Annotated in this window: 25 protein-coding genes; 8 read left to right on the forward strand and 17 right to left on the reverse strand. The window is 67.2% G+C overall.

Annotation, left to right across the window (positions count from 1 at the left end; genetic code table 11):
* Positions 1 to 153: 153 nt before the first annotated feature.
* Genes gatC through gatB form a run of 3 tightly spaced genes read left to right on the forward strand, consistent with a single transcriptional unit; the run spans position 154 to position 3,432 of the window.
* Positions 154 to 453 carry an Asp-tRNA(Asn)/Glu-tRNA(Gln) amidotransferase subunit GatC gene (gene gatC / locus AX767_RS09165; RefSeq protein WP_068630626.1) on the forward strand — a complete coding sequence of 100 codons (300 nt, stop codon included), beginning with the start codon at positions 154 to 156 and terminating at the stop codon, positions 451 to 453.
* Positions 450 to 1,940 carry an Asp-tRNA(Asn)/Glu-tRNA(Gln) amidotransferase subunit GatA gene (gene gatA / locus AX767_RS09170; protein ID WP_068630628.1) on the forward strand — a complete coding sequence of 497 codons (1,491 nt, stop codon included), beginning with the start codon at positions 450 to 452 and terminating at the stop codon, positions 1,938 to 1,940. The genes gatC and gatA overlap by 4 nt, the downstream gene beginning before the upstream one ends.
* Position 1,941: 1 nt before the next feature.
* Positions 1,942 to 3,432, forward strand: coding sequence for an Asp-tRNA(Asn)/Glu-tRNA(Gln) amidotransferase subunit GatB (gatB, locus tag AX767_RS09175; RefSeq protein WP_068630630.1), 1,491 nt, complete (start codon positions 1,942 to 1,944; stop codon positions 3,430 to 3,432).
* Positions 3,433 to 3,454: 22 nt separating this feature from the next.
* On the opposite strand, the gene AX767_RS09180 is transcribed toward gatB, so the two are convergent.
* Positions 3,455 to 4,111, reverse strand: coding sequence for a hypothetical protein (locus AX767_RS09180; RefSeq protein ID WP_068630632.1), 657 nt, complete (start codon positions 4,109 to 4,111; stop codon positions 3,455 to 3,457).
* An 18-nt stretch (positions 4,112 to 4,129) separates the two neighbouring features.
* Positions 4,130 to 4,813, reverse strand: a complete 684-nt coding sequence (gene pyrE, locus AX767_RS09185) for an orotate phosphoribosyltransferase (RefSeq protein WP_068630634.1) — start codon at positions 4,811 to 4,813, stop codon at positions 4,130 to 4,132.
* A 10-nt stretch (positions 4,814 to 4,823) separates the two neighbouring features.
* Between pyrE and AX767_RS09190 the strand changes: the two genes are divergently transcribed.
* Positions 4,824 to 5,627: an exodeoxyribonuclease III gene (locus tag AX767_RS09190; protein WP_068630636.1), complete on the forward strand. Its 804-nt coding sequence runs from the start codon at positions 4,824 to 4,826 to the stop codon at positions 5,625 to 5,627.
* Here the strand turns inward: AX767_RS09190 and AX767_RS09195 are convergent.
* Positions 5,617 to 6,531: an AraC family transcriptional regulator gene (locus tag AX767_RS09195; protein WP_068630638.1), complete on the reverse strand. Its 915-nt coding sequence runs from the start codon at positions 6,529 to 6,531 to the stop codon at positions 5,617 to 5,619. The genes AX767_RS09190 and AX767_RS09195 overlap by 11 nt on opposite strands.
* A gap of 143 nt (positions 6,532 to 6,674) precedes the next feature.
* On the opposite strand from AX767_RS09195, the gene AX767_RS09200 reads away from it, so the two are divergent.
* Complete coding sequence (locus AX767_RS09200; protein WP_068633519.1) at positions 6,675 to 7,070, forward strand: putative quinol monooxygenase; 396 nt, start codon at positions 6,675 to 6,677, stop codon at positions 7,068 to 7,070.
* Between the two features lie 31 nt (positions 7,071 to 7,101).
* Here the strand turns inward: AX767_RS09200 and AX767_RS09205 are convergent, their stop codons facing one another.
* The 10 genes from AX767_RS09205 to AX767_RS09250 are packed head-to-tail and all read right to left on the reverse strand — an operon-like array spanning position 7,102 to position 17,070.
* Positions 7,102 to 7,527: a DUF3830 family protein gene (locus AX767_RS09205; protein ID WP_068630640.1), complete on the reverse strand. Its 426-nt coding sequence runs from the start codon at positions 7,525 to 7,527 to the stop codon at positions 7,102 to 7,104.
* A gap of 16 nt (positions 7,528 to 7,543) precedes the next feature.
* The gene (locus tag AX767_RS09210; protein WP_082754937.1) at positions 7,544 to 9,019 is read right to left on the reverse strand and encodes an amidohydrolase family protein; all 1,476 of its coding nucleotides are present in this window, start codon (positions 9,017 to 9,019) and stop codon (positions 7,544 to 7,546) included.
* Positions 9,016 to 10,068: an ABC transporter substrate-binding protein gene (locus AX767_RS09215; protein ID WP_156481004.1), complete on the reverse strand. Its 1,053-nt coding sequence runs from the start codon at positions 10,066 to 10,068 to the stop codon at positions 9,016 to 9,018. The genes AX767_RS09210 and AX767_RS09215 overlap by 4 nt, the downstream gene beginning before the upstream one ends.
* Before the next feature lie 40 nt (positions 10,069 to 10,108).
* The gene (locus tag AX767_RS09220; protein ID WP_068630642.1) at positions 10,109 to 10,891 is read right to left on the reverse strand and encodes an ABC transporter permease; all 783 of its coding nucleotides are present in this window, start codon (positions 10,889 to 10,891) and stop codon (positions 10,109 to 10,111) included.
* Complete coding sequence (locus AX767_RS09225; protein ID WP_068630644.1) at positions 10,888 to 11,766, reverse strand: ABC transporter ATP-binding protein; 879 nt, start codon at positions 11,764 to 11,766, stop codon at positions 10,888 to 10,890. Before AX767_RS09225 ends, AX767_RS09220 begins: the two co-directional genes overlap by 4 nt.
* A gap of 8 nt (positions 11,767 to 11,774) precedes the next feature.
* Positions 11,775 to 12,893 (reverse strand): ring-opening amidohydrolase, encoded by a 1,119-nt coding sequence (locus AX767_RS09230; RefSeq protein WP_269465559.1) that lies wholly within the window; start codon positions 12,891 to 12,893, stop codon positions 11,775 to 11,777.
* The gene (locus AX767_RS09235; protein WP_068630646.1) at positions 12,890 to 14,350 is read right to left on the reverse strand and encodes a dihydroorotase; all 1,461 of its coding nucleotides are present in this window, start codon (positions 14,348 to 14,350) and stop codon (positions 12,890 to 12,892) included. Before AX767_RS09235 ends, AX767_RS09230 begins: the two co-directional genes overlap by 4 nt.
* A gap of 19 nt (positions 14,351 to 14,369) precedes the next feature.
* Entirely contained in the window at positions 14,370 to 15,161 is a 792-nt protein-coding gene (locus AX767_RS09240) for an SDR family NAD(P)-dependent oxidoreductase (RefSeq protein WP_068630649.1), read from the reverse strand.
* A gap of 28 nt (positions 15,162 to 15,189) precedes the next feature.
* Positions 15,190 to 16,209 carry an ABC transporter substrate-binding protein gene (locus AX767_RS09245; protein ID WP_068630651.1) on the reverse strand — a complete coding sequence of 340 codons (1,020 nt, stop codon included), beginning with the start codon at positions 16,207 to 16,209 and terminating at the stop codon, positions 15,190 to 15,192.
* 3 nt (positions 16,210 to 16,212) lie between these two features.
* On the reverse strand, positions 16,213 to 17,070 hold the full coding sequence (locus AX767_RS09250) for a cysteine hydrolase family protein (protein ID WP_210392589.1): 858 nt from the start codon (positions 17,068 to 17,070) through the stop codon (positions 16,213 to 16,215).
* 117 nt (positions 17,071 to 17,187) lie between these two features.
* On the opposite strand from AX767_RS09250, the gene AX767_RS09255 reads away from it, so the two are divergent.
* The 3 genes from AX767_RS09255 to AX767_RS09265 all read left to right on the forward strand — a co-directional run bounded on the left by AX767_RS09255 (position 17,188) and on the right by AX767_RS09265 (position 19,666).
* On the forward strand, positions 17,188 to 18,093 hold the full coding sequence (locus tag AX767_RS09255; RefSeq protein ID WP_068630654.1) for a LysR family transcriptional regulator: 906 nt from the start codon (positions 17,188 to 17,190) through the stop codon (positions 18,091 to 18,093).
* A gap of 77 nt (positions 18,094 to 18,170) precedes the next feature.
* The gene (locus AX767_RS09260; protein WP_068630657.1) at positions 18,171 to 18,707 is read left to right on the forward strand and encodes a pyridoxamine 5'-phosphate oxidase family protein; all 537 of its coding nucleotides are present in this window, start codon (positions 18,171 to 18,173) and stop codon (positions 18,705 to 18,707) included.
* Between the two features lie 191 nt (positions 18,708 to 18,898).
* The gene (locus tag AX767_RS09265) at positions 18,899 to 19,666 is read left to right on the forward strand and encodes a class II aldolase/adducin family protein (protein WP_068630658.1); all 768 of its coding nucleotides are present in this window, start codon (positions 18,899 to 18,901) and stop codon (positions 19,664 to 19,666) included.
* A gap of 177 nt (positions 19,667 to 19,843) precedes the next feature.
* Here AX767_RS09265 and AX767_RS09270 read toward each other — a convergent pair whose 3' ends face one another.
* Genes AX767_RS09270 through biuH form a run of 4 tightly spaced genes read right to left on the reverse strand, consistent with a single transcriptional unit; the run spans position 19,844 to position 23,555 of the window.
* Positions 19,844 to 20,563 (reverse strand): GntR family transcriptional regulator, encoded by a 720-nt coding sequence (locus tag AX767_RS09270; RefSeq protein ID WP_068630661.1) that lies wholly within the window; start codon positions 20,561 to 20,563, stop codon positions 19,844 to 19,846.
* Positions 20,564 to 20,602: 39 nt separating this feature from the next.
* Positions 20,603 to 21,289: a cysteine hydrolase family protein gene (locus AX767_RS09275; RefSeq protein WP_068630663.1), complete on the reverse strand. Its 687-nt coding sequence runs from the start codon at positions 21,287 to 21,289 to the stop codon at positions 20,603 to 20,605.
* A complete protein-coding gene (locus tag AX767_RS09280) occupies positions 21,286 to 22,860 on the reverse strand; it encodes an ABC transporter ATP-binding protein (protein ID WP_068630665.1) in 1,575 nt (524 codons plus the stop codon). The genes AX767_RS09275 and AX767_RS09280 overlap by 4 nt, the downstream gene beginning before the upstream one ends.
* Positions 22,857 to 23,555, reverse strand: coding sequence for a biuret amidohydrolase (gene biuH / locus AX767_RS09285; protein ID WP_068630667.1), 699 nt, complete (start codon positions 23,553 to 23,555; stop codon positions 22,857 to 22,859). Before biuH ends, AX767_RS09280 begins: the two co-directional genes overlap by 4 nt.
* Between the last annotated feature and the right edge of the window lie 5 nt (positions 23,556 to 23,560).

Genomic DNA, 23,560 nt, shown 5'->3' on the forward strand with positions numbered 1-23,560 from the left:
GTTTGACGGGGTGGATTGATCGTTTTTGCTGCAAAAGCCGGCGCGTTCGCGGGGGTTGCGGCAAAGGCGGGATAATAACCGAAACCCCCCCGTTCCCCGTGTCTGCACCCCCTCGCGGAGTGCGATTACCTCCGGTTTCACGCCGTTTTTCCGATGTCCCTTTCCGCTTCCGATATCGCACGCATCGCCACGTTGGCGCGCCTGCAACTGGCGCCCGACGAAAGCGAGCGAATGCTCGGCCAGCTCAACGGCTTCTTCGATCTCGTGGAGCGCATGCGCGCCGTCGATACGACCGGCGTCGAGCCCCTGGCCCATCCCGTGGCCACGATTGAAGACATTTCATTGCGGCTGCGCGACGACGTGGTGAGCGAGCCGAACAACCGCGAAGCCAACCAGAAGAGTGCGCCAGCCGTTGAACGCGGCCTGTTTCTGGTGCCGAAGGTGATCGAATGAGCAATACCGATCTGCACCACAAGGGCGTGGCCGAACTGGCGCGCGTCCTGGCTGCGCGCGAAGTGTCGGCGGTCGAAACGGCCCAGCATTTCCTCGCGCGCATGAAGACGCACGAAGCACTCGGCGCCTTCGTCGCGGTCGACGCCGACGCCACGCTGGCCCAGGCCCGCGCCGCCGACGCGCTGATCGCCAAAGGCAACGCGCCCGCGCTGACGGGCGTGCCGATCGCGCACAAGGACATCTTCGTCACCACCGACTTCCCCACCACCGCCGGCTCGCGCATGCTGGCCGGCTACCGCTCGCCTTTTGACGCGACAGTCGTTCGCAAGCTGGCCGAAGCCGGCACCGTGTCGCTCGGCAAGCTGAGCTGCGACGAATTCGCGATGGGCTCGGCCAACGAGAACGTCGCCGTGCCGGCGGTCGGCGCCGACCAGGCCGTGCCCGTGCGCAATCCGTGGGACACGCGCCGCATCCCCGGCGGTTCGTCGGGGGGCAGCGCGGCCGCCGTGGCAGCGCGCCTGGCACCGGCCGCGACCGGCACCGACACCGGCGGCTCGATCCGCCAGCCCGCCTCCTTCTGCGGCATCACCGGCATCAAGCCGACCTATGGCCGCGCCTCGCGCTACGGCATGGTCGCCTTCGCGTCGAGCCTCGACCAGGCCGGGCCGATGGCGCACTCGGCCGAAGACTGCGCGCTGCTGCTGTCGGCGATCTGCGGACCCGACCTCGACCGCGACTCGACCTCGATCGATCGCCCCGCCGAAGACTTTTCGCGTGACCTGAACGCCTCGCTCGAGGGCCTGCGCATCGGCGTGCCCAGCGAATTTCTCGGTGACGGCGTGGCGCCCGGCGTGCGCGCCGCGGTCGATGCGGCGCTGGCCGCCTACGAGAAGCTCGGGGCGAAACGCGTGGCCGTCACGCTGCCGCGCACCGAGCTGTCGATCCCCGTGTACTACATCCTCGCGGCGGCCGAAGCGTCGAGCAACCTGAGCCGCTTCGACGGCGTGAAGTTCGGCCATCGCGCAACGCAGTACAAGGACCTCGCCGACATGTACGCGAAGACGCGCGAAGAAGGCTTCGGCGACGAGGTGAAGCGCCGAATCATGATCGGCACCTACGTGCTCAGCCACGGCTACTACGACGCCTATTACCTGCAGGCGCAGAAGGTGCGCCGCATGATCGCCGACGACTTCCAGCAGGCCTTTGCGCAGTGCGACGTGATCGCCGGCCCGGTCGCGCCGACCATCGCCTGGAAGATCGGCGAGCACGGCGACGACCCGGTCGCCGACTACCTGGCCGACATCTTCACGCTGCCCGCCTCGCTCGCCGGCCTGCCCGGCATGAGCGTGCCGGCCGGCTTCGACGCCGGCATGCCCGTGGGCCTGCAACTGATCGGCAACTACTTCGGCGAGGCGAAGCTGCTCAATGCAGCGCACCGCTTCCAGCAAGCCACCGACTGGCACGCGCGCACGCCGGAGGGCTTTTGAGATGAGCGAACCCGTGAACACATTCGAAGCGCAGCAGGAAGGCCGCCCGACCGGCCCGCTGGTGCGCGGCTACGAAGTCATCATCGGCTTCGAGACGCATGCGCAGTTGTCGACCGCCTCCAAGATCTTCAGCCGCGCGTCGACCGCCTTCGGCGCCGAGCCGAACACGCAAGCGTGCGCCGTCGACCTCGCACTGCCGGGCACATTGCCGGTGATGAACAAGGGCGCGGTCGAACGCGCGATCAAGCTCGGTCTCGCGCTCGGCTCGACCATCGCGCCGCGCAGCGTCTTCGCGCGCAAAAACTACTTCTATCCCGACCTGCCCAAGGGCTACCAGATCAGCCAGTTCGAAATTCCCGTGGTGCAAGGCGGCATGGTGTCGTTCTTCCTCGGTGAAGAACAGAAGTCCGTGCGCCTGGTGCGTGCGCATCTGGAAGAAGACGCCGGCAAGTCACTGCACGAGGACTTCATCGGCCAGTCGGGCATCGACCTGAACCGCGCCGGCACGCCGCTGCTCGAGATCGTGACCGAGCCCGACATGCGCTCCACCGCCGAGGCCGTGGCCTATGCGAAAGAGCTGCACAAGATCGTCACCTGGATCGGCATCTGCGACGGCAACATGCAGGAAGGCAGCTTCCGCTGCGATGCGAACGTCTCGGTGCGCAAGCCCGGCGACAAGCTGGGCACCCGCCGCGAGATCAAGAACCTGAACAGCTTCAAGTTCATGCAGCAGGCGATCGACTACGAAATCCGCTGGCAGATCGAGGAGATCGAAGACGGGCGCGCCGTCCAGCAAGCCACCGTGCTGTTCGACCCTGACACCGGCGAGACGCGCGCGATGCGCACCAAGGAAGACGCCGCCGACTACCGTTACTTTCCCGACCCGGATTTGCCGCCGCTGGTGATCGCGCAGGACTGGATCGACCGTGTGAAGACGCAGATGCCCGAGCTGCCGCGGGCGATGGCCGAGCGCTACGTGACGACGCACGGCCTGTCGGCGTACGACGCGGCGCAGCTCACGCAGAGCACCGCGCTGGCCGGCTATTTCGATGCGGCCGTGGCGGCGGGCGGCGCACCCAAGCTGGCGAGCAACTGGATCACCGGCGAACTCGCGCGCCGCATGAACGCACAGGAATTGAGCATCGACGCGGCGCCGGTTTCGGCGGCACAACTCGGCCAGCTCATCGCGCGCATTGCCGACGGCACGATCCCGAACAGCGCCGCGCGCCAGGTGTTCGACGCGCTCTGGACCGGCGAGGGCAGCGATGTCGACGCGATCATCGAAGCCAAAGACCTGAAGCCGATGAACGACACCGGCGCGCTCGACAAGATCATCGACGAGGTGCTTGCCAAGAACGAAAAGAACATCGCCGAATACCGCGCCGGCAAGGACAAGGCCTTCAACGCGCTGGTCGGTCAGGTGATGAAGGCGAGCCAGGGCAAGGCGAACCCTGCACAGGTGAACGCCCTGCTGAAATCGAAACTGGGCTGAATCGCGTGACGGGCGGCGCGCGTTAGCGGGGCGCACCGCCCGCGTCGATCGCCCACAGCTGGCGCAGGCGCGAGCGCTCTTCGTCGAAGCGTGCGTTGACACGCCGCTTCTCGTCTTCCTGCTCGCCGATGAAGCGGTTCTGCACGGCGACGCTCTGCGCGTTGTCTTCGAGCTTGCGGCGCACCGATCCGGGTGCCTTGCTCACGTCGCCCTTGTAGAACTCGAGCTCGTCGTCGATCTTCTTGCGTTCGTCGGACAATTCGCCCAGACGCTGGCGAGCCGCCTTGATCACCGCGTCGATCTGCACCAGCGCCTCGGCGCGCTCGCGGTCGTGTGCGATGGCACTCGGATAGCGAACGAGCAGCGCGCGCTCGCGGCGCCGCTCTTCGGTCTGGCGCGAGGCCAGCATCTGCGCTTGCCGCGCGCGTTCGTCGCGTTCGGCCTGTTCGCGCGCGGTGTAAGTGGGTTCGATCTTGCGACGCGTCGTGCCGCTCGAATTGAGCTCACGCTGCTCGCGATCGATGCAGTCGGCAATCGGGCGATCGGCGGTGATGTTGCGGCCGCGCGAATCCGTGCAGCTGTAGATCGACGACGGGGCCGCAGCAGGCTGCGCATGCGCCGCAGCGCCGGCCAGCAGCGACAACGCAGCGATCAATGTTGGCTTGTGCACCGGCAGCATCCCTTTGTCATGTTCGGATCAAGTCGCGCCATATCGCGCCCGGTAGGCCAGAACGCCCTCGTGGTGGGCGCCCAGCTCAGGATCCGCGCTGCCCGACAGATACTGTAACAAGTCGTCAAGCGCCGCGATAGCGATCACCTGCATGCCGAGCTGGTTGCGGACATATTGCACGGCGCTGTGCGCCACATCGGCGCCGTTCTCGGTGGCCTTTTCCTGGCGGTCGAGCGCGATGACTACGGCATGCGCCGTTGCACCGGCCGCCTGGATCGTCGCGATAGATTCGCGCACCGCGGTGCCGGCCGACATCACGTCGTCGACGATCAGCACGCGACCCGCGAGTGGCGCGCCGACCAGCGTGCCGCCCTCACCATGGTCCTTGGCTTCCTTGCGGTTGTAGGCGAAGGGCACGTTGCGCCCACGGCGCGCGAGCTCGACGGCCACCGTGGCGCCGAGCGGAATGCCCTTGTAGGCAGGGCCGAAGATCATGTCGAATTCGAGGCCGCTCGCAATCAGACGCTCTGCATAAAATCCGGCCAGCCGCGCGAGCTTCGCGCCATCGTCGAACAGGCCCGCATTGAAGAAATACGGGCTCATGCGACCGGCCTTGGTCTTGAACTGGCCAAATCGCAACACGCCGGATTCGATCGCAAATTGCACGAAGTCCTGAGCGAGCGCGCCGCCACTTTCTTTCACATCAGCCATCGGATTCCTTGTGTTCAAACTGACCAGCCTCAACCTCAATGGCCTGCGTTCGGCCGCTACCAAAGGCGTGGCCGACTGGGTGGCCGAACTCGCGCCGGATTGTATTTGCATGCAGGAGATCCGCGTGCAGGCGAGCGATGTGGCGGGCCGTTTCGAAGACATGGCCGGCCTCAAGGGCCACTTCCATTTCGCCGAAAAAAAAGGCTATGCCGGCACTGCGATCTACACGAAGCATGCACCCAGCGAGGTGATCGTCGGCTGGGGCGACGCCGAGTTCGACGCCGAGGGCCGCTACCTCGAACTGCGCTTCGACACACCGACGCGCAAGCTCTCGATCATCAGCTGCTACTTCCCGAGCGGCTCGTCGGGCGAAGAGCGCCAGGCCGCCAAGTTCCGTTTTCTCAAGGGCTTCTTTCCGCACCTGAATGCGCTCAAGCGCGAGCGCGAATTCATCCTGTGCGGCGACATCAACATCGCCCACCAGGAGATCGACCTGAAGAACTTCAAGGGCAACATGAAGAACAGCGGCTTCCTGCCCGAAGAGCGTGCCTGGATGACGCGCCTGCTCGACGCGGGCACCGACGGCGCGGGACTGGTCGACGTGTACCGCCAACTCAAGCCCGACACCACCGGCGACGCCTACACCTGGTGGAGCAACCGCGGGCAGGCGTATGCAAAGAATGTGGGCTGGCGGCTGGACTACCACCTGGCGACGCCGGCGCTCGGCGCTCTCGCACGCGAAGAATCGATCTACAAGACGGTGAAGTTCAGTGACCATGCACCGATCACGGTGGACTACGACTTCAGCCTGTGATCGCCGCCATCGTTCCGCGCTCTGCGCCCGCCGCCCTCCGTCGTCGTTCAGCCGCCTGCTTGTCCCGGCTCGGCGGCTGCCCATACATCCGGGCGTACTCGCGGCTGAACTGCGAGCTGCTTGCGTAGCCCACATCGAAAGCGACCTGGCTCAACGAGCGGCCCTCGGACAGCACCAGGCGCCGCGCTTCGATCAATCGAAGGCTCTTCTGAAATTGCAGCGGCGACATCGAGGTGATGGCGCGGAAGTGCTGATGAAAGGCCGATCGACTCATGCCGGCCGCAGCGGCAAGGCGCTCGATCGGCAGCGGCTGGCAACAGTCGGCTCGCAAAAGGGCCACGGCACGCGCGATTCGCCGTGCATGGCTGTCGGGCAGGCCAAGGTTCCGGATGGCGGCGCCCTGTCTCCCCATCAACAGCCAATGATGGATTTCGCCGATCAACGCGTCCTTGAGCACCGCCAGCGAATGCGGACGATCCAGCAGCAGCACCAGCCGACGCAGCGCGTCGCCGAGGTCCCGGTCCGCATGCGGCGAAGCCGACGACGCGGTGTCATCGGGCGCGCCCAGGATCAGATCGGTGATCAATGCAGGATTGAGGTCCAGCGCCATCGACAGATAGGGCTCGACCACGCTCGCCTGCACGATCCGACTCGCGGTCGGCACGCTGCCCGTGACGATCATGGTGTCGCCGGCGCCATAGGACATCACATGCCGTCCGATGGCCACCTCCTTGCGCCCTTGCAGCACCCTGCACACCAGCGGCCGGGCGACCGTGTGTTCGATCTCGCTGCAGGCCGTGCGCTGGACCAGGTACAGACCGGCAACCGGCGTCGTCGCCACACCGTCGGCTTCGCCATGGGCGCTGGTGTAGCGCAAGGTGGCTTGCCGCAGGTCGTCGAACATGCGCCATTCTTGTCGCGGGGCCGAGTCCCGTAAAGCGGGCGCGGACGATCAGGCAAGGAGTCGCGACGTTCCGGCACGGCGGGAGGCGACTCGCGGCCTACATTGGCGCATCTGAAACGGAGATCCCCATGACCGACCGACCGATGCTGGCCCATGCAGAGGGCCACGCAACCCGCCCCCACCTTCACCCCGGTGTGCAGGTGCTGGGAGACCAGGGCGCCGAAGGCCGCAAGGCCTTCTTCATCCAGATCGAGGCGAGGCCCGGCCAGGAAGACGCGGTGGTGCAGATGCTGCGCGACATCCGTGCCTGTGTCGAAAACGAGCCCGGCACCGGCCCTTGGTTCGCCGTGCGGTTCTCGACGACGCGCTTCGGCATCTTTGAAGCTTTTCCCGATCTGGCGGGGCGCCAGGCCCATGTGGAGGGGGGCGGCGGCAAGATCTTTCGCGATGTCGAACGAATGAATGCGATCCTGGAGGGCGCTGCACAGGTTCACCGTGTCGACGTTCTGATGAGCAAGGATCGCTTTTCGCATCTATAGCTGCGGCCTGCCCGACCGCAGCGCGGGGGCCTCAGACGAGTTCGAACAGCACGTCCTGCGCGCCTTCCCACAGCACCTTGGTGCCGAGTTCGCGAAGCTGCTCCTTGCCTTCGACGATGGTCAGGAAGTGATTGCCGGCCAGCTGCCCCATCTTGCTGGCGAAGCTGCAGGCGCCGTAGGCCCAGATGATTTCGGTCTCGCTGTAGCCGCCCGGATAGAACAGGATGTCGCCCACCGACGGATGGCTGGTGTGGTTCTCGAAGCCGACAGGCACGCCGTCGTTCTCGAGCTTGAATTCGCCGAGTGGCACCCAGCAGCCTTCGCCGCTCCAGCGCACATGGATGAGCTTTTGCCGGTACGGCAGCAGCTTCGAGAACGCCGCCACGGTGAGCGGCGCGTCGGGATGGGTTTCGGCGATGAACTTGAGGCCGCCGGCGGTGATGTTGAGACGGGTCATGGAAGGGTCTTTCGGGTCAGTTGCAGCAGCCACCGAAGCCGGTGTGCCGATAAAAAGGGGCGAGGTCTTCGGCCAGTTCGCCGACGACGGTGCGCCAGTGTGCATGCGCGCCATCGGCCGCCAGCGCCGCCCGCGTGCGCGCCAGGAGTTCGGCACGCAACGCGGGCTCGTCGATGCCGGTCACGCGGCCCGCATCGACCACCGTGCGGCCGCCGATCAGCACCTTCGCGATGTGCCGGCCGTTCGCGCGGGCGAGCAGCAGGTCGAGCGGGTCGGTGTCGGGGAACAGCGCGTCGTCGTCGAGCGCATCCCAGTCGAGCAGCACGAGGTCGGCCGGCGCACCGACCGCAATGCGCCCGCGCGACGCGAAACGCCAGAGCTGCGCCGGCGTCATGGTCGTGTCGTAGCCCCAGCCGCGGTGCAGCGAATAAGCGAGCCGCGCTTCGCGCAGCGCGTCGTCGTCTTCGTCGAAGGCCATGCCGTCGAGGCCCATCGCCACGCGACAGCCTTGCTTCAGCATTTCCGGCAGCGGCGCGATGCCCGACTTCAGGCCGAGGTTCGAGCTGGTGTTGACCGCGATGGTCGCGCCGCGCTCGGCGATCAGCGCGAGTTCATCGGGGCGCGCCCAGGTGCAGTGCGCGAGCGTGAGCCGAGGCGTCAACAGGCCGATGCTGTCGAGGAACTTCACGATGCCGCCGGGGTGCGCCTCGTCGGCCCAACGGCGCTGGTATTGCGTTTCGAGCAGGTGCATGTGCACCGGGCGACCGGTGTTGGCCGAAGCCTGAGCGATGGCTTCGAGCAGCGGCGTGCTGCACCACTGCACGGCAGCGGGGCCGTACTGCACGGAGACGTGCTCGCCATCACCGCCCGCTTCCACCATGGCCGCGACTTCGTCGACCAGCGCGAGCTGCTGCGCGGGCGCCACCGGCTTCACCGACAGCCGTGCAGCCACTGCCTCGCGGATGCCGGGCCGCAGTGCGCCCAGCGCGGTGGCGTCGTCGCAGTACGCGATGCCGTTGCGGTCGCGCATCGCGATCGCGAAGCCGATGCGCACGCCGACATCCCTGGCGGCGCGCGCGACCGCGCGGGCTTCGTCGACGTAAGGCATGCCGCCCTGCACGCGGGTGTAGTGAACCATCAGGTCGGCGACGCCGTTGCGCACCGAGCGTGCGAACGACGTGGCCGCGCACAGGTACGGGTCCATGCCCGGCACCACGCCGAGAAAGGGCAACCAGGTTTCCAGCGGCTGGCCGAACGCGCCGAGCGTCGCGCTGCGAAAGGTGCGTGCATGGTCGTGCGCATTGGCCAGTGCCGGCAGCGCCAGCTGGCGACGACCGGGAACGGCCGCCGGCAACGATTCGATGGCGGCGACACGCCCGTCGGCGATGCCGATGCGCACATCGCGTTGTACCGGTGCCGACCCCGGATCGGCCAGCACCCAGGCGCAGTCGAAGCTGGAATCGGTCGTGGGGGTCGTGGAAGTCGTCGTCATTTCATGGCGATTTTGCGTTCTGCCGCCGGGGGCAGGAAGCGGCGGTCGAACACCTCCGCAGCGGTCGGCACGCGTTGCAGGTCGAACGCCTCCTTCAGCTGGATGAAGGACCGTGCAAAGCGTGCATCGCTCACATCGCCGAAGCCGTTGGCCGCCACCTCGGGCGTGAGCATGATGGTCTTGAGCGTGTACAGCAGCCGGCGTTTTTCCAGGTCCTTGTTGAGCAGCGGCTCGCGCTTCATCAGCGCGGCGATGGCGGCGTCCGGGTCGGCGGCGGCGTCGCGCACGCCCTTGTGGATCGCGCGCACCAGGCCGGCCACGGCCTGCGGCTTGTCCTTGATGAGCTGCGGCGACACCATCACGCCGTTGCCGTAGAGCTCCACGCCGTGGTCGGCGTAGTGGAACCAGCGGATGTCCTTGTCGGGGTCGAGCCCCTGCGCGACCAGGTTCATGTAGCTGGTCACCGAGAACACCGCAGAGCCGTCGACATGGCTCTTGAGCATCAACTGCTCCTGCAGGTTGGGCGCGACGTTGGTCCACTTCACCTTCGAGGCGTCGACGCCGCTCTTGGCGGCCATCACCGGGAACATACGCGCTGCGGCGCCGCCCGCGGGCGTGCCGATGGTGCGGCCCTCGAAATCGCGCAGGGTCTTGATCGGGCTGTCGGCCTTCACGATGAGCGCGAACGGCGCGCGGTTGTAGACCATGTAGACCATCACCGGCGCCGCGCCAGGCTTGGCCGATGCGTTCTGGATGACGGCGTTCACGTCGCCGAAGCCGGCCTGGTAGGCGCCCGCCATGATCTTGGTGACCGTGGCGGCCGAGCCGTCGCCCTGGTCGATGGTCACGGCCAGTTTTTCCTGGGCGAAGTAGCCGCGGTCTTCGGCCAGGTAGTACCACGCGTGGATGCCTTGCAGCTTCCAGTCGAGCACGAACTTGATCGGCGTGACGGCTTGCGCCTGTGCCGGTTGCGAGGGCATGAAGGCCGCAGAGGCGGCCAGTGCGGCGACGGCGAGCGTGACGCTGCGACGGGAGACAGGACGGTCCATGGAATCTTTCTGTGAATGGGTGGCGGAGGGGGCGACGGGCTCAGCCCATCGCCATGTCGGTCTTGCGCTGCGACCAGCCGGTCATGCGCTGCTCGACCAGCGACGACAGCGCATAGAGCACGATGCCCATCGCCGCCAGCAGGAAGAGGCCGGCGAACACCATCGGCACGTCGAAGTTGCCGCTGGCGATCATCATCACCGTGCCGATGCCCTTGTTCGACGCCACCGTCTCGGCCAGCACGGTGCCCACGAAGGACAGCGTGATCGCGATCTTGAGCGATGCGAACAGGTAGGGCAGCGCGCGCGGCAGGCCGACGTTCCAGAGGATGTCGCGCTTCCTTGCGCCGAGCACCTTGAGCACGTCTTCCAGCTCGGGCTCGGTGCTGGCGAGGCCGGTCGCCACGTTCACCACCACCGGGAAAATGCTGATCACCATCGAGGTGAGGATGGCCGGCACCGTGCCCGCGCCGAACCACACGACGAAGAGCGGCACCACCGCCACCTTCGGGATGCTGGAGAAGCCGACCAGCAGCGGATAGGTCACGTCGTAGGCCAGCTTCGACGAGCCGATGCCGACACCGATCACGATGCCCGCCAGCACGCCGAACGCGAAGCCGACGAAGGTGGTGTAGAGCGTTTGAAGCGCGTGCGGCCACAGGAGCGGCATCTTCTCGATCAGCACCTTCGCGATCTGGCTCGGGCGAGGGAGGATGAGGTCGGACACATTGAACGCCAAGCAGACGACTTCCCACAGCAGGAAGAAGCCGACGAAGGCGCCGACGGACAGCAGGCGCTGGCGCACGAGCGGCGAGAGCGCGTTCATGCCGCCACCTCTTCGACTTTGGAAGCCACGGCCGCAGGCGGCGTCGCATCGCCATCGCGCCGCGCATCGGCGATGCGCATGCGCAGTTGCTGCACCAAGAGCGCGAACTCGGGCGCGTAGCTGCTCTCGAGCGTGCGCGGCCGCGCGAACCCGACGTCGCGCGTCTCCAGGATGCGGCCGGGCCGCGAGCTCATCACGCAGATGCGGTTGGCGAGGTAGGCCGACTCGCGCAGGTCGTGCGTCACCAGCAGCACCGTCGGGCGCCGGTCCATCCAGAGCTTCTGCATGATGTCCCAGAGCTCCTCTCGCGTGAACTGGTCGAGCGCGCCGAAGGGCTCGTCGAGAAGCAGCAACTCGGGGTCGTGGATCAGCGCGCGGCACAGCGATGCGCGCTGCAACATACCGCCCGACAGTTGCCAGGGCCGCTTCTCGCCGAAGCCCTTGAGGCCGACCTGCGCGAGCAGCGCTTCGACGCGGTCGGTGTACTCGCCCTTCTTCTTCTTGCGGAAATCCTGGCGGAACGGCTCGACGATCTTGAGCGGGATCATCACGTTGTCGCGGATCGTGAGCCAGGGCAGCATCGTCGGGTTCTGGAACGCCAGGCCGACGCGCAACCGCGGCGAGGCCGACGCATGCACGCCCGACGGCTGCGTGCCGACCGCGCCCACCTCGCGCCCGCCGGCGATCACCACGCCCGCGCTCGGCCGCAACAGGCCGGCGACCAGCTTCAGGATGGTCGACTTGCCGCAGCCGCTCGGCCCGACCAGCGCGACGAAGTCGCCCTCGTCGATGCCTAGCGTCGTGTGGTCGAGCGCGACCGTGCCCGCGCCGTAGCGCAGCATCACGTCGGACAGTTGGATGAAGGCGTTGCGCATGGAGGCTTTCAGTGGGCAGCGATGGCGAAGATGGCGGCGACCGGGCCGCCGCCGGGCGGGCCCTGGTGCTCGGCGCCGCCGGACACGTACAGCGCGGTGCGACCGACCACCGAGGCCAGCACGCCGCCGACCGCCGCGCGGGCATGCCGCGTCGAATTGATGTCGGAGTCGTTCAGCATGGTGTGGCGCGCGTCGCGCACCTGGCCGCTCGGGCTGGCCTCGGCCTTGGCCAGCAGGTTCACAAGACGCGCAGCGATGGCATCGGCATCGCGCTCGGGGTCGAGCCCGAACGCGTCGCGCAGCATGCGGCGCACGCTCGCGGCGTCGATCGCGTCCTGCATCACCGTGTGCGCGATGCGAAAGCGCGACGCACTGCGGGCCGATTCGCCGAGCACGATGACCACGTTGCCTTCGAGCTCGATGCCGGCCGAGGCCGAGGCGCGTGCCGAGTACAGCGTGGGATCGTGCAGGATCGTCGCCTCGTCGATTGCATCGAATTCGCCGAGCGCGAGCCCGACGCCGAGCGACGAAGCGCCGCGCGACCAGCCCATCGATTCGTAGGTGTCGCGCGTCACGGTGGCGGCGCCGCGCTGCTGCGCCGCGAGCACCTTGGCCGAGGTGAGCAGCGGGCACTTGATCTGCACGAAGTGCACGTCGGCCACGTCGTCGATGCCGGCATCGCGCATCGCGGCGCGCACCGCGTCGGCGGTGGCCTCGACCTGGGCCATGCGGCCGATCTCTTCCGGTGCGAAAGCGCGCGTGTGCGCGGTCCCGATCACGAGGCGCTTCTCGCCCGCGGTGTCCGACGCTTCGACGCTGCCGCGCGTGAACACGGTGAAGTGCGGCGACAGCACGCCCTCGGTGCCGCCCGACATCACGAGCGCGACGCGGTCGTGCACCGCATCGGCCGTGCAGCCGAGATGCGGCGCCAGGAAGTGGCACCAGGCCGTGGCCGCGAAGTCGCGCGTGAAGTCGTTGACGCAGCCGTTGCCTTCGGTCTTGCCCATGACCGCCACGATCTGTGCGGGGTCGAGCTTCTTACCGTCAATCAGCGCCTGCACGCCCGACAGGTCGGACGGTCCGCTGCAGGCCACGCGGAACACGTCGACCTTCTGCACCGCCGTCACAGCGCGTCCACCAGCGGCACCGCGTTCGGCGGAATGCCTTCCGGCGCCTCGCCGATCGCGCTCATGTAGTGCTCCATGTTGCGCGGCTTGGCCGTCGGCATCTTCTGGATGCCCTTGACCGAGCGGCCCCAGCCGACTGCATCGGTCACGAGCTTGCCATCGCGCATCATGAAGCGGCCGCGCAGCAGCGTGTGCAGCGGGTAGCCCTGCACCGCGCGGCCGTTCCACGGCGATATCTTGCTGATGCTTTGCAGCTTGTTCTGCGACAGCGTGCCGGCACGCGCCATGTCCACGAAGGCGATGTCGGCGTGCGCACCGGGTGCGATCACGCCCTTGGTGCCGTACAGGCCCCAGGCCTTGGCCGGCGCGACGGAACTCCACTTGACGTAGTCCATCAACGAAGCGCGGCCGCGGTTCACTTCGGTGAGCATCAGCGGCATCTGCGTCTCGACGCCGGGGAAGCCGCAGTCGCACTCCCAGATGTTGGCGCGCGTCTTTTCCTCGGGCGCGTGCGGCGCGTGGTCGGTCGCGATCATGTCGAGCGTGCCGTCCATCAGCGCGTCCCACAGCGGCTGGTTGTGGCGGGCCTCGCGGATGGGCGGGTTCACACGCATCACGCCGCCGAGCTTCAACATGTGGTCGGTGTTGAGCAGCAAATATTGCGGGCAGGTCTCGGCCGTCACGTCGACGCCGCGGCGCTTGAACTCGCGCAGCAGGTAGAGCGAATCGGCCGCGCTGTGGTGCGCGATGTGCACCCGCGCGCCGGTCCATTCGGCCAGCGTGAGCACCCGATTGATCGCCTCGATCTCGGCCACCGCGGGCCGCGCGGCCAGGTGCGCCATCGCGTCGATGCGGCCGGACTCCTGCAGGTGCTTCTGGCGGCGGAACAGGATCGACGAGTTCTCGGCATGCACCACCGTGCGGATGCCCAGCGGCGCCAGGATCTCGAAGCCCTCGAGCAGCGCGCCGTCGCTCGGCGCCGGCAGGTTGCCGAAGGTGTTGCCGACGAAGGCCTTGAAGCTGGTCACGCCCGCGTCGAGCATCGCCTCGAGCTGGTCGATGCTGTCGTCGCCGAGCAGGCCGTGGATGCCGAAGTCGCAGTACGACGACTCGGCCGCCTTCAGCTTGATTTTCAGCGCCTCGACGGTGCCGGTCGGCGGGTTGGTGTTGGGCATCTCGAACACCGTCGTCACGCCACCGAGCGCGGCCGCGGCCGAACCGGTCTTCCAGGTTTCCTTGTTCGGATAGCCGGGGTCGCGAAAGTGCACGTGGCTGTCGATCGCGCCGGGCAGCAGGTAGAGGCCGTCGGCGCGCATCTCTTCGCGCGCGGCCGGCATCGTGTCGTCGTGGCCGACCGCGACGATGTGCTCGCCGGAAATCGCCACGGAGGCTTCGATGATCTGGTCCGGCGACACCACGTGGGCGCCACGGATGACGAGGTCGACTTCTTTGCTCATGCGGTTGCTCCTGGCGGGTTCAGAGTGCAGCCCAGCCGCCGTCGACGGGGAGGTCGACGCCGGTGATCTGTCTGGACACTTCGCTCGCCATGAAGAGGCAGGCGTTGGCAATGTCGGCATCGGTCGACACGCGCTTGAGTGCGTAGTCGGCGGCGTGGCGCGTCATCGCTTCTTCGAGCGTGATGCCCAGCTTCTCGGTCATGTTGGCGCACACCTTCTCGCGAAAGCGCGGGCCGTCGACCATGCCGGGCGCGACGTTGTTCACGTTGATGTTGTAGGGGCCGGCTTCGAGCGCGAAGCTCTTGGTGATGCCGCGCAGGCCCCACTTCGACGCGGAGTACGCCATGCGACCCGCGCGCCCGCGCAGGCCGAAGGTGCCGCCCACGTTGACGATTTTTCCGCTCTTGCGTTCGATCATCGACGGCAGCACCGCGTGGATCGTGTTGAAGCAGCCCGTCATGTTGAGCTGCACGATCTCGTTGAATTCTTCGGCGGTGGTTTCCCACCCCGTCTTGCCGATCGGTCCCGAGCCGCCGGCCACGTTCACCAGCACGTCGATGCGGCCGAAGGCTTCGAGTGCCTTCACTGCCAGCGCCTCGGTCTGCGCCGGCGCGGTCAGGTCGCAGGGCACCACGATCACATCGACGCCGAGCGCGCGCGCTTCGGCGGCCACGGGTTCGATGGCGGCGGTGTCGCGGCCGGCCAGCACCAGCTTCGCGCCTTCGCGTGCGAAGGCCAGCGTGATGGCGGCGCCCATGCCCTTGGCCGGGCCGGTGATGAGCGTCACCTTGTCTTTGAGTTGCAGGTCCATGGCGTGGGTCTCTCGTTCGTGGCAGTGATCAGTTGGAGGTCTTGGAGGGGCGGTCGGCGCGGGCCGGCAGGAAGCTGCGATCGAAGATCTCGCCCGCGGTCGGCGTGCGCGGCAGGCCGTTCGCCTCGACCACGATCGCGATGTCTTTCGTGAGCCGTGCGTCGTCCACGTCACCGAGGCCGATGCGCGCGATCTCGGGGTGGCTCATGTCGTTCTTGAGCGTGGCGATGAGCTTTTCTTTCTCGACATCGCGCTTCAACAGCGGCTCGCGCTTGATGGCGTAGTCGACGCCGGCGTCCGGGTTGGCGATGACTTCCTTCACCGCGCGGTTGAGGGCTTTCACGAAACCGGCGACGGCTTTCGGGTTCTCCTTGACGAAGCTCTTGGCGAAGAACACGGTGTTGGAATACAGGTCCATGCCGTAGTCGCCGTAGCGAATGAAACGCAGGTCCTTCGCCGGGTCGAGGCCCATGCCCTTGGCGCTGAAGCTCACCGTGGTGACGTAGCCGAAGCCCGCGTCGATCTGGCCGCGCGACAGCATTTGCTCCCGCAGGTTGGGCGCCATGTTGGTGATGGTCACCTTGCTCGCGTCGATCTTGGCGATCTTGGCGAAGGCCGGGAACAGCTTCAGCGCGCCGTCGTTGGCCGGGCCGCCGATGGTCTTGCCTTCGAGGTCCTTCGGCGTCTTGATCGGGCTGTCGCTCTTCACCACCAGCGTGAAAGGCGGCGTGTTGTAGAGCATGTAGACGCCCACCGGTGCATCGGCCGGCCGCTTGGAGGCGAGATCGATCAGCGCGTTGATGTCGCCGAAGCCGGCCTGGTAGGCACCGGCCGCCACCTTGGGGATGGACGCCGCAGAGCCCTCGCCCTGGTCAATGGTCACGTCAAGGCCTTCTTCCTTGAAGTAGCCCTTGTCCTGCGCAAGGAAGAACCACGACTGCGCGCCTTCGTACTTCCAGTTGAGTACCAGCTTGATGGGCGTCTGCGCGGCGGCGGGCGCGGCGATGAAGGCGAGCGCGAGGCCGCAGGCGGTGAGAAAGGCTTTCATGGATCAGGACTCCCGGGGTTTGGATGAAGAAGAAGAACGTGGCGAAGCAGGCAACGCGCGCATCAGCGACGCCGCACTGCCCACGAAACCGTGCAGCAGCTCGACGATGTAGAGCACGCCCTGGGTGACGTAGGCCGGCGACGGCGTGCTGCAAGCGTCTTGCAGCAGCACGCAGTCGTAGCCGAGAAAGTTGGCGTCCTGCAGCGTGGAGAACACGCAGCGGTCGGTGTTGATGCCGGCGAACAGCAGCGTGGTGATGCCTTGCTGGCGCAGCAGCGTGTCGAGCTCGTTGTCCCAGAAGCCGCTGAGACGGTGCTTGTGCACCGTGATGTCGGCGGTCGACACCGCGAGCGCGTCGATCACCTTCGCGCCCCAGGAGCCCTGCACCAGCGACGGCCCGTGGTCGATCGGCGAATGGTCGGCATAGCCCACGCCCTCGGCGGTGCGCTTGCCCTTGAACTGCACCGTCGGCGCCAGGTTGCGCTTGTCGGCGCGGATGCCCCAGTTGAGCCACACCACCGCGCCGCCGGCCTGGCGCCACGCGGGCAACAGCGCCTGCAACACAGGGATCGGCTTGCGCGCGGCCTGGGTGCCCAGGCCTTTCTGCGCGAACCAGCCTTCGGGGTGGCAGAAGTCGTTCTGCATGTCGACCACGATCAGCGCGCTGCGCGCCAGGTCGATCTCGACCGCCTGCGGCGCGGCGTCGGCGATCAGCACCGGCCGCGGCTTGGGCGACCTGCGCACGAAGCTCACCTTGTCCCCCTGCAGCTGCCAGGCGTTGTGCGCGGCGGGGCCGAATGCCACCGATTCGGGCATGACAGGCGCCGACTTGGGGCGGGAAACGCGCGATGGGGCTTTCATGCTCCAACCTACGCACCCACCGTGCCAAAGCGCGCTTCTCTTTGCCGCCTTATCGCGCTACCCGCGTTGCCGAAACGGCAACGGTGCACGCGGCACGATCGTTGCGTTACCCGCCGCATGAACCACCTTCGCCTGCTGCGCTACGTCGATGAGGTGGCGCGTGTCGGATCGATCCGCCAGGCCGCCGAACGGCTGCACGTCGCGCCCTCAGCGGTGAACCGCCGCATCCAGGACATCGAGGACGAACTCGGCACGCCGATCTTCGAGCGCCTGCCGCGCGGCATGCGCCTCACCGCCGCGGGCGAACTCTTCGTGCGCTACATCCGCGGCCGCGCCGCCGACCTCGACCGCGTGCGCTCGGAGATCGAAGAACTGCAGGGCCTGCGCCGCGGCAGCGTGCGGCTGGTCGCCAGCCAGGCACTGGCGCCGCGCTTTTTACCCGGCGTGATCCAGGCGTTTCGGGAGACGCATCCGCTGGTCGGCTTCGAGGTGCGCATCGGCGACCACGTGCAGGCCGCGAGCGCGCTGCGCAGCTTCGAGACCGACCTGGCGCTGGTCTTCAACCTCGCGCCCGAAGCCGACATCGAGCGCACCAGCGTCGTCGAACAGCAGCTGATGGCCATCATGCATGCCAGGCACCCGCTCGCGCGCAGCGGTGCGGCCCTGCGCATGCGCGACTGCGCCGATTACCCGGTCGTGCTGCCCAACCGCGACACCGGCGGGCGGCAACTGCTCGAACGCTTTCTGGCGCGCAGCTCCACCAGGATGCACGCGATGGTCGAGAGCAACAGCTTCGAGTTCTTGCGCGGCTGCCTCGATGACAAGCAATCCATCTCGTTCCAGATGGCGATCGGCGCGCCGGCCGACGGCGGCGACATCGTCGCGCGCGAGATCGAAGACCGGGGGTTTCCGAAAGGGGAGATGGTGCTGGCGAGCTTGCGGGGGCGGCAGCTGCCGGTGATTGCCTATGCCTTCGCGGAGTTCTTGCGTGAACGCCTTGGGGAGCTTGCTCAAAAGCCGTAGCCCTTTGCGCTGCGCCCTCCTACATGCAAAGCGCCTTTCGCTGCGAATCATCGGCGTCCCACTCACAAGGAACAGACATGGACTCGATCAATCGCAACCAGCCCGAAGACACGCACCACAACCTCAGCGGCAACGACGCGGCCCGGCGCATCCAGGAGATGTCGGAGGACGCCGAGAGTTGCTTCTTTTGCACCGCCGAACGGGCGGGCGAAACGCAAGGCGTGCGGCCCATGAGCGTGCAGAAAGCCGACGACGCGGGCCGGCTGTGGTTCCTGAGCGCATCGGACAGCCACAAGAACCAGGAGATCGAGGCCGACCCGCGGGTCAAGCTGTTTCTGCAGGGCTCCAAGCATGCCGGTTTTCTGATGCTCAACGGCGAGGCGACGATCAGCCGTGATCCGGCGCGCATCGAAGAACTCTGGAACCCGATCATGAAGACGTGGTTCACCGACGGCAAGCACGATGCCCGCATCACCGTGATCTGCGTGACGCCGACCGGCGGCTACTACTGGGACAACAAGCACGGCGGTCTGGTCGCCGCCACCAAGATGGTCATCGGGGCCGCCATCGGCAAGACGCTGGACGATTCGATCGAGGGGCAATTGAAGCCCTGAGCGGCAGAATATCCTGCATGCCAGATACCCTCGCAGCGATGTTTGACGTCGTCCGCAAAGGCGTTTTCTTCAATGCGGTTCCAGACCTTGTCGCTCCCGGCCCTGGAATCCCTTGAAACGGCGAGGATGTGCAATGGGACAGACGTCCACGGCCGCGATGCGCAAGAATCGCGGTTTACAGGATATTCGTCATGACCATCCATCCCCTGCACAGCACCACCCACACCGAGCCGAACGCGCAAGCGCGCATCCATCTTGCTGCCGCGCTCCGCATGGCGGTGCTGCACGAACTCGACGAGGGCATCGACAACCATTTCACGGTCGAGGTACCCGGGCGCTCCGGCCAGTACCTGATCTTGCCTTTCGGCCTGCACTGGTCCGAGGCGCGTGCCAGCGATCTGATGGTCTTCGACGAGAGCGGGCGCACCCTGGAAGGGCACGGGGTGGTCGAGCTATCTGCGCAGTGCATCCACGCACCGCTGCACCGCATCACCGGCGCGCGCGTTGTGCTTCACACCCACCAGACGTGGTCGCTGGCGCTCAACATGCTCAAGGACAATCGACTCTTGCCCGCGACGCAGACCGCCGCGTTCTTCCATGGGCAGATCGCCTACGACGACACCTACACGGGCCTGGCGGCGACTGTGCAGGAAGGCGAACGCCTGGCTGCGGTGATGGGCAACAAGACCATTCTCTTCATGAAGAATCACGGTGTCGTGACTGTCGGACGCACCATCGGGGAGGCCTACCGACGCCTCTACAAGCTGGAACGTGCCTGCCGAACCCAGGTCCTGGCGATGTCGACCGGGCAGCCCCTGAACATCCTGAGCGAAGAAGTCATCGACCGTGTCCTGACACCGGGCGCAGACGACCGGCATCCACGTGGAGAGCGCGAACGTCTGTTCTTCGAGGCGATGATGCGCGTGGTCGACCGTGACTTGCCGGGGTATGCGGAATGAAGGTGCAGTGCTGACCGTTTGCCGATAGCTTCGAGTTCCTGAGCGGCTGCCTGGACGACCGGAAGTCGCTCTCGGTCAAGATGATGCTCGACGCACCGGCCGATGACCGCGGCCTCGTGGCGCGGGACATCAAGGATCGCAGGTTTCCGATGGCGGCTTCAAGAGCCTCGTTCCCGCTCACCCCGCCGCGTGCCGCGCCAGATGCACCTGGTGCAGCGTGATCTTCCGCACCTCCGCCTGGCTCGTCTCGATGTGCGCGCGCAGCAGCATCGCGGCCTGGTCGCCGCGGTGGGCGCGGATGGCCTTGAGGATCTTGGCGTGTTCGTCGTAGGTCGCGTCGATACGCGGCTGCTTGGTGAAGTCGAGCCGTCGGATGATGCGGATGCGGTCGGTCACGTCGCGGTGCACGCGGGCCATCTCGGCGTTGCCGGCGGCGGCCACGAGTGAGCAGTGGAATTCTTCGTCCCGCTGCGCGACCTGCGGGGCGTCGGTGCTGCGTTGTGCGTTCGGCACCAGCCAGATGTTCACCAGCGTCTCGAGTATTGCGCGGTCGATGTGGCGGTCGGTCTCGCAGAGGCGGTGTGCGGCGGTGGTCTCCAGCACCATGCGCAGGTCGTAGAGCTGCTCGAAGCGCTCGAAGTCGAAGGGCAGCACGCGCCATCCGCTGCGAAACAGCACTTCGACGAAGCCTTCCTGCTGCAGCTTGAACAAGGCTTGCCGCACCGGGGTGCGCGAGACGCCGAGGCGCTCGCTGATCTCGCCTTCGGTGAACCGGTCGCCGGGCACGAGGCGGAACTCGGCGACGTCGCGCTTGAGCTGCGCATAGACCTCGTCGGCCAGCGTGCGAAAGAGGGCGGGGTCGACGGTGGCGACGGGCGTGGCGACAGCAGCGGTCACAGGTGCGGAGCGGGAGCGAACGGTAGACACCGGCGGATGTTAGTCGTTGATGCCGCGTGGCAAGGCCGCGAGCAGCAAGCGGCTCGGTGCCGTCCAGCCGACGATGGCGCCCTGCGCGCGGATCATGTCGATGGCCGCCGCCTTGAAGGCCGGGAAGTAGCTCTCGGTGCAGTCCTCGAGCAGCAGGCCGTCGTAGCCGCGGTCGTTGGCTTCGCGCATCGAGGTCTGCACGCACACCTCGGTGGTGACGCCCCCGAACAGCAGGTGCGTGATGCCGCGCGCCTGCAATGTTTCGTGCAGCCCGGTCGCGTAGAACATGCCCTTGCCGGGCTTGTCGATGACAAGCTCGCCGTCCATGGGTGCGAGCGCATCGATGATCTGGTTGCCGGGCTCCCCCCTCACGAGGATGCGGCCCATCGGGCCTGCGTCGCCGATGCGCAAAGTGGGGTTGCCGCGGTTCAGCTTGGCGGGCGGGCAGTCCGACAAATCCGCCTTGTGCGCCTCGCGCGTGTGCACGACCAGGCCGCCCGCAGCGCGCCACGCTTCGAGCACGGCCTTCGTCGCCGGCACGATGGCTTCGAGCAGCGCAACGTCGTTGCCCAGCGTTTCACCGAAGCCGCCGGGCTCGATGAAGTCGCGCTGCATGTCGATGAGGACGAGCGCGGTCTTCGCGAGCGCGAAGTCGTAGGCGAACGGATTCGCATCGATGTGAAGTGTCGTGGTCAATGGTGGCCTCCGCCCATGTGCGCGCCGAGCACGTGGCGCTCGGCCGTGGCGGCGGGTGTTTCGAACACGACGCGCCCTTCGCTCATCACCACCATGCGGTCGGCGAGTTCGAGCAGTTCGTCGAGGTCTTCGCTGATGAGCAGCACCGCACCGCCCTTGTCGCGCACCTGCAGGATGCGCGAATGGATTTCCGCGACCGCCGCGAAGTCGAGCCCGAACACCGGGTTGGCGGCGATCAACACATCGATGTCGCCGGCCAGTTCGCGCGCCAGCACCGCGCGCTGCACGTTGCCGCCCGAGAGGCTGCGGATGGGCGCGCCCTCGCCTTGCGTCTTGACGCCGTACTCGGCGATCCATTCGCGTGCGCGCGATCGCCACGCAGAAAAGTTGAGGAAGCCCGCACGCGCCAGCGGCGGCTCGTCGAAGTCGCGCAGCGCCATGTTCTCGGCCACGCTGAGGTCGCCGACGCACGCGTTGCGCAGCGGCTCTTCGGGCAGGCTGCGCACCTTGAGCCGGCGGTTCTGTTCGCGCGTGGCGTCGTAGGGCGACCCGCGCACCGTGACCTTGCCGGACAAGCGCGGGCGCTGGCCGACCAGTGCTTCGACCAGCTCACGCTGGCCGTTGCCCGACACGCCGGCGACGCCGAGAATTTCGCCGGCGCGCACCGCGAGGCTGAGGTCGTGCACGGCCAGCGTGCCGCGGTCGCCCATCGCCTGCAGGCGATCGACGTCAAGCGAGACCTGCGCATCGGCTGCGACGGCCTTGTGCATGGGCCGCCCGGTGCCGGCCTTCGCTGCGGCAGGTTCAGCCGATGCGCTCTCGCCCATCATCGCGGCGGCCAGCTGCGCCGGCGTGGTCTCGTCGACGCGGCAGTGGTGCACTGCCTTGCCGCGCCGCAGCACCGTCACGCTGTCGGCGTACGCCATCACCTCGCGGAACTTGTGCGTGATGATGAGCACGGTGCACCGGCCGCTGCGGGCGAACTTGCGCACGTGGCCCAGCACCTCGTCGGCTTCCTGCGGCGTGAGCACCGAGGTCGGTTCGTCGAGGATCAGCAGCCGCGGCTTCAGGTACAGCTGCTTGAGCAGTTCGAGCTTCTGCTTCTCGCCGGCCGCGAGCGACGCGGGCGTCACGTCGAGGTCGAGACTGAAGGGCGTGGTCGCAAGGAAGGCTTCGAGCTCGGCGCGTTTCACTTTCCAATCGATCAGCGCGGGCGTCTTGCCGCCGGCCAGCAGCAGGTTCTCGGCCACCGTCATGCCCGGCGCCAGCGTGAAGTGCTGGTAGACCATGCCGATCCCGAGCGCGCGCGCGACGATCGGATTGGCGATGTCCTGCTCGCGCCCGTCGATCAGGATGCTGCCCTCCTCCGCGCGCTGGAAGCCGGCCACGCACTTCACCAGCGTGCTCTTGCCCGCGCCGTTCTCGCCGAGCAGCGCGTGCACGGTGCCGGGCTCGACATGCATCGTCACGTTGTCCATCGCGGTGAAGGCGCCGAAACGCTTGGTCAGCTGGTAGGTGTCGAGCGCGAGGGCGCCGGTGCCGGCGGGCAAGGCGCCGATGGGGGTGTTCATGGTGTGCTGGCTCCAACGGCATCGAGCAGCGCGCTCGATTCGGCATGCGCGCCGAACACGCCGCCCTGCATCGTGATCATCTTCAGCGCGGCGAGGTGGTTGCCGTGGTCGGTCGCGGCCGTGCAGTCCGAGAGCAGCAGGCATTCGAAGCCACGGTCGTTGGCGTCGCGCATGGTGGTGTGCACGCACACGTCGGTGGTGATGCCGGTGAGGATCAGGTTCTCGATGCCGCGCGTGCGAAGGATGAGTTCGAGGTCGGTCGCGTAGAACGAGCCCTTGCCCGGCTTGTCGATGACGACTTCACCGTCGAGTGGCGCCAGTTCGGAGATCAGCTCCCAGCCCGGCTCGCCGCGGATGAGGATGCGGCCGCACGGCCCGTCGTCGCCGATGCCCACGCCGTTGGCGCCGATCTGGCGCGAGCGCCAGCGCTTGTTGGGCGGCAGGTCGGCCAGATCAGGCCGGTGGCCTTCGCGCGTGTGAATGATGTGGAAGCCCAGAGGCCGCAGCGCCGCGAGCGTGCGCTGGATCGGCGCGATCGGCGCCTGCACCAGCGACAGGTCGTAGCCCATCACGTCGACATAGCCGCCCTGGCCGCAGAAGTCGGTCTGCATGTCGATGACGATGAGCGCGGTGTTCTCGGGGCGCAGGTCGCGGTTGTACGGCCACGCATAGGGTTGGGCGTTGACGGTGGTCATGCGGT

Origin of the sequence: Variovorax sp. PAMC 28711, from assembly GCF_001577265.1 — a bacterium.
GTDB lineage: Bacteria > Pseudomonadota > Gammaproteobacteria > Burkholderiales > Burkholderiaceae_C > Variovorax.

What these genes read in the sequence shown, in the direction of transcription:
- AX767_RS09240 (WP_068630649.1), bottom strand. Translation starts at nt 15,161, where the DNA reads ATGGACCTGCAACTCAAAGACAAGGTGACGCTCATCACCGGCCCGGCC.
- AX767_RS09280 (WP_068630665.1), bottom strand. Translation starts at nt 22,860, where the DNA reads ATGAACACCCCCATCGGCGCCTTGCCCGCCGGCACCGGCGCCCTCGCG.
- AX767_RS09215 (WP_156481004.1), bottom strand. Translation starts at nt 10,068, where the DNA reads ATGGACCGTCCTGTCTCCCGTCGCAGCGTCACGCTCGCCGTCGCCGCA.
- gatB (WP_068630630.1), top strand. Translation starts at nt 1,942, where the DNA reads ATGAGCGAACCCGTGAACACATTCGAAGCGCAGCAGGAAGGCCGCCCG.
- AX767_RS09205 (WP_068630640.1), bottom strand. Translation starts at nt 7,527, where the DNA reads ATGACCCGTCTCAACATCACCGCCGGCGGCCTCAAGTTCATCGCCGAA.
- AX767_RS09200 (WP_068633519.1), top strand. Translation starts at nt 6,675, where the DNA reads ATGCTGGCCCATGCAGAGGGCCACGCAACCCGCCCCCACCTTCACCCC.
- AX767_RS09210 (WP_082754937.1), bottom strand. Translation starts at nt 9,019, where the DNA reads ATGACGACGACTTCCACGACCCCCACGACCGATTCCAGCTTCGACTGC.
- biuH (WP_068630667.1), bottom strand. Translation starts at nt 23,555, where the DNA reads ATGACCACCGTCAACGCCCAACCCTATGCGTGGCCGTACAACCGCGAC.
- AX767_RS09235 (WP_068630646.1), bottom strand. Translation starts at nt 14,350, where the DNA reads ATGAGCAAAGAAGTCGACCTCGTCATCCGTGGCGCCCACGTGGTGTCG.
- AX767_RS09195 (WP_068630638.1), bottom strand. Translation starts at nt 6,531, where the DNA reads ATGTTCGACGACCTGCGGCAAGCCACCTTGCGCTACACCAGCGCCCAT.
- AX767_RS09225 (WP_068630644.1), bottom strand. Translation starts at nt 11,766, where the DNA reads ATGCGCAACGCCTTCATCCAACTGTCCGACGTGATGCTGCGCTACGGC.
- AX767_RS09250 (WP_210392589.1), bottom strand. Translation starts at nt 17,070, where the DNA reads ATGAAAGCCCCATCGCGCGTTTCCCGCCCCAAGTCGGCGCCTGTCATG.
- AX767_RS09245 (WP_068630651.1), bottom strand. Translation starts at nt 16,209, where the DNA reads ATGAAAGCCTTTCTCACCGCCTGCGGCCTCGCGCTCGCCTTCATCGCC.
- AX767_RS09255 (WP_068630654.1), top strand. Translation starts at nt 17,188, where the DNA reads ATGAACCACCTTCGCCTGCTGCGCTACGTCGATGAGGTGGCGCGTGTC.
- gatA (WP_068630628.1), top strand. Translation starts at nt 450, where the DNA reads ATGAGCAATACCGATCTGCACCACAAGGGCGTGGCCGAACTGGCGCGC.
- AX767_RS09260 (WP_068630657.1), top strand. Translation starts at nt 18,171, where the DNA reads ATGGACTCGATCAATCGCAACCAGCCCGAAGACACGCACCACAACCTC.
- gatC (WP_068630626.1), top strand. Translation starts at nt 154, where the DNA reads ATGTCCCTTTCCGCTTCCGATATCGCACGCATCGCCACGTTGGCGCGC.
- AX767_RS09220 (WP_068630642.1), bottom strand. Translation starts at nt 10,891, where the DNA reads ATGAACGCGCTCTCGCCGCTCGTGCGCCAGCGCCTGCTGTCCGTCGGC.
- AX767_RS09180 (WP_068630632.1), bottom strand. Translation starts at nt 4,111, where the DNA reads ATGCTGCCGGTGCACAAGCCAACATTGATCGCTGCGTTGTCGCTGCTG.
- AX767_RS09265 (WP_068630658.1), top strand. Translation starts at nt 18,899, where the DNA reads ATGACCATCCATCCCCTGCACAGCACCACCCACACCGAGCCGAACGCG.
- pyrE (WP_068630634.1), bottom strand. Translation starts at nt 4,813, where the DNA reads ATGGCTGATGTGAAAGAAAGTGGCGGCGCGCTCGCTCAGGACTTCGTG.